The organism is Nocardia blacklockiae, assembly GCF_015477355.1.
GTDB lineage: Bacteria > Actinomycetota > Actinomycetes > Mycobacteriales > Mycobacteriaceae > Nocardia > Nocardia blacklockiae.
The window spans coordinates 1-11277 of record NZ_JADLRJ010000009.1; the positions used below are offsets into that span (position 1 = coordinate 1).

1 protein-coding gene is annotated in these 11277 nt (G+C 67.4%); it reads right to left on the minus strand.

Features of this window, described 5'->3' with window-relative positions:
* Positions 1–105: 105 nt before the first annotated feature.
* The gene (locus IU476_RS24970; protein WP_195104030.1) at positions 106–11211 is read right to left on the minus strand and encodes a protein phosphatase 2C domain-containing protein; all 11106 of its coding nucleotides are present in this window, start codon (positions 11209–11211) and stop codon (positions 106–108) included.
* Between the last annotated feature and the right edge of the window lie 66 nt (positions 11212–11277).

Genomic DNA, 11277 nt, shown 5'->3' on the forward strand with positions numbered 1-11277 from the left:
GCTCCCACTGCTTGTCCGTCAGCACCTGGTACCGATCACCGGTCAGTGTCGCCACGGCGACCATAATGCATGACCGGCCCGCTGTTCGGGCTGGTCATGCAAAATCTATTGGGAGACAGGCCCTAGTGCGCTCTCGTCACCGATTCCGGCAGGTGCGCCGGCGCGAATGTCCCGGTTGTCGGCGAACGACTGCCGGAATCGGGTGTGCTTCACATGCTCGGCGAGGACGTCCTCCGAGACGAGGGTCAGCCATTCGTCGATGCTGCGGCCGCCGATCTCGGTCCAGCGGTCGGCGGCCGCCACACAGATCTCGGTGGTGATCTCCCGTGCCGCGGTATGACCGGGCAGCCGCATCCGCACCCAACTGAGTACTTCGACCCCGCGGCTGTCTTCGAGCATCTCGGCCACGCGCGCCCTGCGCCCGCTGCTGATCTGCTGCGCGATTTCCCGTCGCAGCCCGGCATCCGCCGCAGCGTGCCCGCGTGGTCCGAACAAATAGGCCATGGACCGATGCATGGCCGCGATGTCGTCCCCCATCCACACGCCGAGCATCTCCAGCCCCCGCACGAATTCGTACGTCGTGTGGTGGTAAGGGAGCATGAAGGAGACCATCGCCGCGAGGAAGTCCTGCTCGGAGACGCCCGGCGGGCGCAGCCAGCGGAAGCGGGCGAGCATGCGGGTGGCCGTGCCGGAAATACCCGCGTTGGCGGGAATTCCCTGTTCGGCGAGTGCGCGGGTGTAGTCGTTGTCGAGGTCGGGGTCCACGTAGACGAATCCCGGTCGCCACGGCAGCTGAACCACATGTTCGGAATGGTCGAGGCGGTATGCCTGCTCCGGGGTGACGAAACCTTCGTCACGGTAGACCTTGATCGAGCTGACGACACAATGGCCTTCGTCATCGAGAATTCGACGGCCGCGTACGTCGAGACTGTACTTGGGCTCCACGTATTCGATCCGTGGGTCGCGTTCGCGCAGGAGTGCTGTCAAGCGGTCGGTATCGATGCGGCCGTCGGCGAGGTGGTGCCTTTCCACGGCGGCGTCGAGTTCGCTGATCGACAGGACCTTGCGTTCGGGCAGCGCGGCGAATTCCCGTAGCGACAGCGGCATACCCAGCCTCGCGAAGTCTCCGGAGGTGGGAGCGAGGCGTGGTTCCTCGTTCACGCGGGCGGGGAATGCCGCATTTCGCTGTGCGTACTCCGCGAAAGCCGCATCGGCCTTGTCGCCACGAACGCGCACGTACTCGACCGGGTTGAGATCGTTCCATCTGATCGGTTCTCCCGGCTGCTTGTCCTCGAGAATCGCCGCGCGAACTGCCTCCAACGCCTCGAAGTCCAGCCCCAGTTCGTTCGCTTGGCGTCGTCGTGCGTCCTCGTCGCGGTTCATGTACCGCGCGATGCCCTGGTCCAGTGTCGGACCGAATGTCGCGTCCCCCAACTCGCTGTGGCGAGTCATCGCGTTGAGGATCGCCGACAGCTGTTCGCGCGAGTTCCCGTCGCTCTTCAGCTCGTCCAGCGGCACGGACGGCAGCACCATGCCGCCCCACCGGGGTCGGGCGGTCGCGTCGAACGCCGCGCGGATCTGTTCTTCCGTCGCCTCCGGGCACAGGCCCCTGATCACCGTCTCCAGCCGGTCCAACACCGCGATCGTCGCGGCCTTGACCTTCGGCGCGTTGCCGAGGTATCGGACCAGTTCGGATTCCTGGACCCGGTACAGGAACGCATTGGGCTGTGTGGGGCGTATTCCGAGCGAATCCGCGCGCGGTACCTCGGTCGCGCTCTCGGACGGTCCAGCGGGGCGGGTTTGTCGCTTGCTGTTCCAAGGAGTCGTTTTCGAGGCCGGGTCGGCGGTGGTATTACCGAGCAGCGGTTGTGCGCCGAGTTCGACGACCGTACTGTCCGCGAATGTGTCAGTCCGTCCTCGCATGTTGTCGAAATGTATTTCCCCGTAGGGTGCGAAGATCTTGACGCCGGCCGCGAGATATCGGTCGATCTTCTCCGCGGCCTTGTATTCCCGGCGTTTCTGGCAGACGTCGCCGACGGCGCGAATTCGGGTGCGCGCGGTGCCCTGGTCCATATCCGTCGTCTCGCTCAGGAGCCAGTCCTCGTCGTCCTTCGTGAAACGGCGCGGTACGCCGCGTTCTGGGTGGTCGGGGTATTCGAGGGCCAGCAGACGGAAGAACTCGGTTCGAGAAACGGGGGACGTGTAAAATAGCCGCCAGTATCTATCGAGCGCCTTCTCCAAATGCGCGTCCATATCGGTATCCCTCGAACGCAAACCCTGGGGAATATATCGCAGGACGTAGTACAGGAATACGGCCGTTCGATCATGCTCCTCGAGCAGGAAGGCAACCTGCTCCTCCTCGCCCTCTTCGAGGGACTCGAGTGCAATGCCGAGCTCTCGCGCTACCTGCGCTGCCAGCGCCATTTCGCCGCGCGGGCCGGCCATCGTCTCGTCCGGCCCGGGGATACTGCCCTCGACGAAGACCACCCGTTCCTGTCCACGAGTGAGCCGTTCCCACGTTCGCAACAGGTCTTCCAGCAGAACCGACTGTGGATGGCTCGGATCCGATCGGTGGACGGTACCGGCGAGCACATTGTCGCCCGCGATAGCCACGAGGTGCGGGCGATCGTCGCTCTCCGGGTCGGTCACCCTGGTTTGATGACCTGAACGAGTGGCCTCGCGGCGTTCGGCGCGATGCCACGGAGACGTCGTCGATCGCTCCGCGTCGGGGTCGCCGAGTTCGATGGCGACCGGGTCGGTTCCCGGTGCCGGTTCCAGGAGTTGCCGCACGACCCGCTTCTCCATGGCGATGATCTTGGGTCGGGTGGCGGACAGCTCCTTCGCGATCTGATTCCAGCTTCGCCCGTGCAGGAAACGGAGCTGGAAGAACGTGCGCTCCACGGGGTCCAGCAGTTCGGCCCGTGCTTGCAGGACAGCCGGCTCGACGTCGCCGAAGTGCCGCTGCCGCATCGCGAGTGCTCGCGTTTCGTTCGTCACATGGGCCGGATGATCCTCCGGCCGCAGCTGCAGGGTGACATGCTGATCCAGCCATTCGACGTGAGCTTGGGAGCAACCGAATTCGGTGGCGATGGCCTGGAAGGTCCACCCTTCGAGAAAATGCAGTCGGAAATAGGCGCGTTCTTCCTCCTCGGGCAGGGCAGCGGCTCTCCTCAGCAATTCTTCGCCGCTCATCGTGCCGAAATGCTTCGCCCGCAACGACGCCGCTTTCACGGCGACAGCGGGCTCCGTGATCAGCCCCTCGGCCGCCATACTCCGGCCGAGCCGAATCTCCATCTCTCTGATCGCGCGCTGTGTGCGGCCCAGCTCGTCCGCGATCTGCGGAATCGTCCAACCTCGGCGAAATCGCAGTTCGTAGCAGCGACGTTCGTCGTCGGTGCGGGGCAGATCTCGGACCAGGATGTAATCGAACGCGGTGACCCGCAGGAGATCCCGCTCGGCCTGCGTCGTCGGTCGCCGTCGCGACGATCTCGCGGCTTGTGTGACCGACTCCAGCAGTTGCTCGATCGCAGCCCGGTCTGTGATCGCAACAGTGGCCGACGGCGCGTGGCTCGGCCGCGACGACCTGATGTCGTCGGCGGCGAGTCCGAGCCAGAACCGCTCCTGCAGCCATTTGCTGTGTACCCGAGGCAGCGTCGTCCAGCCGGCTTCGAACGCGGACAGCGGCATCTCGGCGACCAAGGTGTAGTCCAGATCGGATTCCGGTACGCCGGTGCTGCGAAGCGTGTCGAGAATGCCGGTCCGGATCTCGTGGGCGAAGCGATGCCGCACCGCCTCGTCCGCGACCGCGCGCAACCACCGGCCGACGTCCTCGCCCGCGGTAACGGGCCAGCGGCGGCTGTCGGCGAGCCGGAGGACCGCCTCTTTTATTTCTCTCGCCAGTCGTTCCAGCCGCTCCGCGACCGGGTTACTCGGCGAGCTGGGCACCTGCATCGTCTGCCGGAGATACCGCAAAAGATCGGCTTCGTATTCGCTGCGCTGATCCGCATCCGGATATGTCGCCGGAGTCTCCGATCGACTCCCTTCTCGATTCAGATAGGTGCGGTATCTACGGATACGGCGCCCGAGGAGGCCGATCTGATCGGGCGGTATACCCAGTTCTTCCGCGATCTCTGCGGGGGTCTTGCCCGCACGGACGAGTTTGACGATCTCGGCCTGCGGCACTTCCAGCCGACCCGCCCGGTTGCCGACCGGTGGCATGGATTCGGATGGTCCGGATTCGTCGGGCCCGCCGAGGTCGATGGCGACGGGGTCGGCGCTGTCGCGGGAGGTCGGCCCGGGCTTCGGGGTGCTCCATGGTGTCGTGGGATTCGATGCCGAGGCTCGTCCAGGGGTCTGCGAGTCCGGCGCGCGGTTCGCCGCCTGCGCGGATCGAGCCCACGGGGTGACCCCGGGGTGAGCCGCTGTGGGAGCGCCGGTACCGGTCGCATTCACGCCGGGCACCGTGGTGGTGTGTTTCTCCCCGCCGGGTGATCGTCGTTCCGGACGACCCACCAGCGCGACGGAGATGTTGTCGCCTTCCCGGTGGTCCTTGGCGTACCGGACGACCCCGACGGCTGCCCGGGTGTGGTGGCCTCCGGCCTGGTCCAGTTGCTGCTTCACGCAGTCGGCGACGGATTCGGTGGTGCGGTGGACGTTGAAGGCGCCATCCGAGCCCAGCGCCACCACCCACTCGCCGGTGAGGTTGTCATGGACGGTGGGTCTCGGTAGCGGCCGGTCTGCCAGTTTCCTACCGAGCGCCTCGACCTGTCGGGGAGCCTTTTGCAGTGCCGCGATTTCCGCCGGGGTCAGATCGGGGTAGCGCTCGATCATCTTGCGGACGGCCGGATCCTGGGTGAGGTGCTCGGAGCGGCCGCCGTCCAAGCGGACCAAGTACGCCTCGGCGTCGCCGACAGCCACGGTGACGAGCTGCGATGGCGTGACCAACGCGAGCACGATCGTGCACTCGGGCGGGACTTCGGACTCGGAGTACTGCGTTCGCACCAGGTCGACGACCGCCTCGAGAGCGGCCCGCAATGCCCGCTCGACGGTGCCGACCGGATCCGGGCGGCCGCCGCGCGCGACTCGGTCCGCCTCCTGAGCCAGCACGGCACACGCGGCCTCGGCTGCTGCTCGCGAAGCCTCGTCGCTGTGTCCCTGACCGGAGACGCCATCGGTCACCGCCGCCAACGTCCACTGCTCGCCGCCGACGGTGGCGGTCTCGATCGCGAGGAAGTCCTCGTTGGAGGTGTGCTGGTTGCCGCGGTCGGTGTAGCCACCGGCACCGACTCGCTCCACGGCGTGATTCCAGCGCCAGTTCGTCACCAGGGCCGCGGTCCGTTCGCGGAGTCGCTCGTCGGCCGTGCGGAGCGCGAGCACCGCCTGGTTCGCCTGCCGGAGCTGTGGCCGGACGCTCGGGTGGACCAGTTCGATCAGGTCGCTGTCGTCGACGGCGCCGAGGAGAGCGGGGATGGCCTTCGCCGCTTCCGCCTGCGCCGGCAGCCATTCCCGCAGCGCGTTGAAGTGCTTCACCAGGTGGCGAAGCCGCTGCTGCGAGACCGCCGGGTCGGGCCGCGCGGACAGTGCCAGCAGGTCGTCGACCAGCTCGAGCATCCGGCGTCGCCGCCGCAGGCGCTGCCGGTCCGCCGGGTCCACGGCGACAGCGCGCGGATCCACGGTCGCGGCGGTGCATTCCGCCAGCACCTCCGCCCGCACGCGCTGGACCAGGTCCGGGTCGAGCGTCCGCAGCAGGTTCCAGTCGTCGGCGGTCGCCGCGATGCCCCCGCGGGCTGGGGTTGCCTCGGCGTGCAGATCCCGAATCCGTTTGTCCGCGAAGCGGAATCGTTCGATCGCGGCTCGATCCTGCGCGCGGGGCGCGGGCGGCACCTGGCTGTTCGCCATGGCATCGGACGCGGCGTCCTTCGCGGTCTTCAGCGCCGCCAACCACGTCGCCGCCGCGCGGTAGTGCTCGACCATCGCGTGCGCGTCGTCCGGCTCGAAAGCAGTCCCGGACCCGCGCAATGCGGTCAGCAACATGTCGATCCCGACGAGCGCATCGTTCAGGCGCTGATGCAGGGCGGGTCCCGGGACCGACGACCCTCTCGTATTCTCGATCGCCGCAATACGTTCCGCATCGATCCCGGCGCGGACGGACTCCACGGCGTCGATGTCGAGCCCCGCCAGCGGGTGGGCGCCCGCACCGGGGGGTGCATCGGCATCGTCGGAGCCGAGATCGATGGCGACGGTGTCGGGGCCGGGGGAGGTCGGGGGGTCGGTGTCGTCTGTTTCCGTCGCGGCGATCTCGCGATCGAACCGCTCGTCCCAGCCGTCGTCCTGGGCCGTGGGCTCGATCGGGACGGTGCGCGGCGTGGCGAATGCGGTGGATCCCGTTGTCAGCGCCTTGGCGACCTTGTTGAGCAGGGCCTTCGACGATCGGGCGCTGAGTTGGGCGAACCAGTAGGCGACCGCGTGTTCGGTGCCGCGGCTGCGTCCTCCGCGCGGTTCGGCGATCACCCAGCGGCCGGTGGCGTCCTTCGCCATCGGGACACTGATGCGCAGACCGCCGACGACGATCTCCGGGTACCACGTCGCGGTGCGGCGGCCGGGCTGCACGGGGTACTGGGTGGCGGCACTGGTCCACTCCCGGGTTGCCAGGCTGCGGGAAACCTCACGCGCGCTCAGCGGTCCGGGCTCGTCGGCCAGCGCGCCGAGCGCCTGCTCGACAGATTGGTCGTACCAGGATCTTTCTCGCTCGGCCAGTTGGCGGCCGAGTTCGATGACGTAATCGATTTTGAGTTCACCCGCCCGCGCACCTCGGGGGCGGATTTCGTCCGGCTGATAGAACGCTTCCGCCCCGAGATCCGTGAGCCATTTCGGAAAGTGGACACCGCCGAGCAACTCCAGATCGGACGCACGCATATACGCCTCGATCAGTGCCACGGCGGGCTCGCTGAAATGCAGTTCGTCCAACTGCGGATCGTGGGGATCATCCGGTCGTCCGTACAGCGCCACGGAATGGACCGTGCCGTCCGGCTTCGGGATCAACTCGACGAATCTGACATCGACGCCCCGCCGGGACGAATAGACATCAGCGAATTCCGGATGGTCCTCGACGAACTCGCGCAGCGCTCGGGCATGCCGACCTTGTGATGCCGCTACCACCACGGTGACGTGCCCGTGCGGCTGGCGTTCCAGCGCGACGTGCGGACTCGCCAGGCGGCTTTCGATGCCCAGGCCCTCCTGGTCGGCGAACCGTTCCGCGAAATACGCCAGCGCCATCGGCGCGTGCAACTCCTCGGTCGCCGCCTGCACCGTCCGCAGTGCCCGGCGATACCGTTCGAGGGGCTCGGACAGCTGTCGAATCTCGGCCTCACGACGGCGGATTTGATCCGCTTCCGGTGAGCGGCCCGCCGGCTGGTCGGGCAATGCCGATCGCGCTTCCTCGACGGCTGTTCGCAGCGTGGCGAGTTCCGTTTCGCACCGCGCGAGGCTCCACGGTCGCGGCGCCCGTCGTTCCGGGATCGGCAACCCCACTCGGCGCAACAGCTCGTCCTCGGACCGGTTACGTTGCGCTGCCATGTCTTTCGTGGCCTGCGCCAACTCGTAGGCCAACCTGTCGACCTCGAGGACCGCGACGCCCAGCGCTGCGATCTGCTCGCGGACGGCGGCCGACGGTTGCTCGGCAACGATGTCGCCCCGGTGCCCGGGCGCGGTGTTCTCGGGTTCTTGCGAAAACTCTTCGGGGCCCTCGAGTTCGATGGCGACGGTGTCGGGGCGGTTGTCGGGTGAGGTGGATGTCGGGGTCGGAGTTTCGAACCAGATGGTCTTGCCGCCGCTGCGGGCGAGGTCGAGGCCCCAGGCCGCGGTGTCGGCGTCGAGGCGGGCGATGCTCGGATCTCGCAGCACCGGAAGGTCACGACCGGAGTCGGTGACCGAGATGCGAATCATACTGCGGTGCCGCAGAATTCGTACGTGGGCGTCGCCTCGATCGGCGTATCGGAAGACGTTCCGCACGAGATCGGACACGAGGACGGTCGGTTCGGCGGGATCGGGGTGCCCGGCCTGCGCGAGGCATTCGCCTACTGCGTCAAGGACTCTCGCCGATCCCTGTTCGAGTGACCGCTGGGGGATGGGCAGGTCGAGGAGGAACTCATGCTCGGGTTGGGAGGGGTCGTCGACGGCGGGGGTTTCGAAGAGTTTGAACCAGACCTGTCTTCCGTTGTCGCGGTCGAATTTCCAGCCCCAGGTTTCGGTGTGTGTGTCGAGGAGGTCGACGGCGCGCCATCCGACGCTGGTGCTGCCGTCGCGTGCGGGGAGGGTGCGGCTGGTGTCGGCGACGTGGACGTCGATCCATCGCTGTCCCCGGTGCTCGTGGACCGCGGCGGTGATCTCGGGTGTGCCGCCGCCGTCTTTGCGGGCTTGCGCAGCGAGTTCCCAGGCGATGGCGGCCGCCGTGTCGGTTTGCTCCGGGTGCGGCCAGTCGGCGAGGACCCGGTGGAGTGGTTCGACGGCGGCGGCGATGTCGTGCAGGTCGAGGCGACGGGTGGCGATGTCGACGAGGTGCCGGGGGGCGTCGGCGCGGCGCCCGAACGCGCGGAGGTGGTGGAGGGGATCGCTGCCGAGGCGCTGGGTCCAGCCGGTTCCGGGTTCGGACAGGCCGAGGATGCGGGCGAGCCGATGATCGTATTCCGCTGTGGCGGTTTGCCATCGGGCGCGTTGCTCGGGAGTGGTGTTCGGGTCACGGGTGAGTTCCTGGGCCGCGGCTTCGTGAGCGAGGCGGTCGACCACCCAGCCGGCGAGACGGGCGAAATCGGTTCGGGTGGCGGCGTTTTCGCGCTCCGCGTCGGTCATCGAGCGCAGTTCGGCGTCGATGAGGTCGAAGATCTGTGCGACCGCGCCGGGCAGGCTGTCCCGCAGAGCCGCGGCTACCTGCTGGTAGTCCCGGAACTCCCCGCGCACCTGCTCGGCGTCGTTCAGCAGCGCTGTCTTCACGCTGTATTCCTCGACCAGCGGGAGCGCTCGAGCCTGGCTCGGGTTGAGTTTGTTCTGTTCCCCGAGCCTCTGCAATGCGCCCAGCAGCGCGTACACCGCTGCCGGCGACGACAGATCCGCGCGCCCTCTACTGAGTTCGTTCAGCTGCCGCCGCAATGCGTCGACTTCTCGGCGTAGCCGGAGCAGTTTGTCCGGATCTGCCATCAAATCTCGGACGCTGGGCAGCGGGGTCGCGGCGTCCTGGTGCTCCGCGTCGCTGCCTCGTCGATCCTCCTGTGCAGCTGCGGCAGTGGGCTCGGACTGCTCGAAATCCTCGGAATCGAGTTCGAGCGCAACGGTGTCGGGTCCCGGGGGTGCGGGAAACGCTGTGCCCTCCTCGGCGGATTGTTCGAGCTGGGCCAGGTGGGTGGTGATCGTCGCGTACCAGTCATCGTGGCCGAGCTGCTGGAAATCCTGCGCCATGCCTTCGACACGTCGCCGGAGTGCGGTGATCCGGTGTCGCGGGCTGTCCGGGGGCACCCACGCCGAGGCGCGCTCGAGTTCTCGAGTGAAGCGCTGTTCCCAATCCTCGAACGATTCGCCGGGGTCCAACTCCACCGCTGGTCGGGCCGCAGCGGACAGATCCTGGGTGCCTTTCTCCAGTGCTGTGACGATCCTGCGTGTCAGTTCCTTCTCGCTGTCGGCGTGCCAGCCGTCGAAGAACCGTGACACCACCGCATCGGTCCCGTTGCTCGGGTCCCGGGGTTGGGCGACATCGAACCCGCCCTGACCATTCGGCGCCATCCAGATGTCGAGGGAGATGCCGCCGATTTCGACCGTCTGCACGGATTTGCCGCGCGGGCGGTCCGGAAGAGGCTTGCGCCAGAAGCTGTTTGTCGTGAATTCGCGACCGACCAAGCGCCGGGCAACCTCCTCGGCACCGAACGGCTCGACCGCCACGGTGGCGATATCGCGGTGCGTGTCGCGCACCAGGGCAGCGGTGGGGCCGGGCCTGGATTTCGCGCCCGAGGAACCCAGCCGCGCCGCGAGATCGGCAAGGGTGGTTTCGGCGGTGATCGGCCCGATGGGCGCCAGCCACTTCTTGAAACTCGGTGCGCCGGAGAGCAATCCGTGGCTTCGGTAGGTCAGGTACGTATGCAGCAGCGTCGCGCCGATTTCGACCGGCTCGGGTTCCCGCTCGGGTTCGACCCGCGTGGTGTGGGCGTGGTAGGAGGTCTTACCGTCCGAGTCCGGGGCCACCGCCACGTGGAAGATTTCGAACGGCGACGTCGGGTCCAGCGCTCGGGCGAGTTCCGGATACTCGGCGGTCTTCGTGGCGACCAGGTGAAGTAGTGCACGCCGGTGCATTCCCGCCATCGCAACGATATGCAGCGTGCCCGGTCGCCCGTCCGCCGCCTGTTCGTACTTGACGTGATCTGTCACCCACGTTCCCGGCGCTGTCCACATCTCGTCGTGAAAGCGCCTCGCGACCTCGTCGTCGAGCACCTGGGCGGCCTGCTGATGCTCGGCGACCACTCGGCCGAGCCGGAGGACGTCGGCGGCACGCTCCAGGATCTGTGCGCGCTGCTCGTTCGCCTTCCAGAACCGTTCGGCCAGTGGCCGGAGTGGATCATCGGCCCGTAACTCGGCGGGATCACCGAAGATGGTCAGCGGGATCGTGGGGAGCACCGCGGGGTCGACCCGCATATCTTCGGCCAGCGCCACCCAGTCACGTTCCGCTGCGCTGCGCAATGCTGTGAGTTGCGGGTCATTCGGGACCAGAGCCATCGGATCGGCTATCTCCAGCCGGGCTGCCAAATCCTCGCGCTCGCGGCTCAACCCCTGCCGCCGGTAGTCGGCAGCCTTGAAGTCGAGGACCGCTTCGCGTTGCGGGTACAGGTTGTGCGGGATAGCCACGAGCGGTTGCGTGCCGACGTCGTCCGGTCGTGCCAGCGCTCGGTGCTCGTCCAGCACCGCGGTCAGCCGTGTCAGCCAGGCATCGATGCGTCGCAGGTCGGCGACGGCACCCCTAACCTGTTCCATCGACGAGGTCGTTTCCGGCAGCAGCACCCGATCGAGCTGCTCCGGGTCGACGCCGAGGCGGGCGGCGATCGTGGCTCGCTGGGTCGACCACTGCTCCCTGATGTCCGCGATCGCCTCTCGGATCGGGACCAACGGTGGCTCGGTTCCCGGCATCGGCCGCATGCCGAGCCGGTCGATCAGCTCGTCGCGTTCCCGTTCCAATGCCCGAAGTTGCTGGCGGGCATCACGATTCGATTCCGGAGTACTCGGTGGGGCCGAATCGTCGGC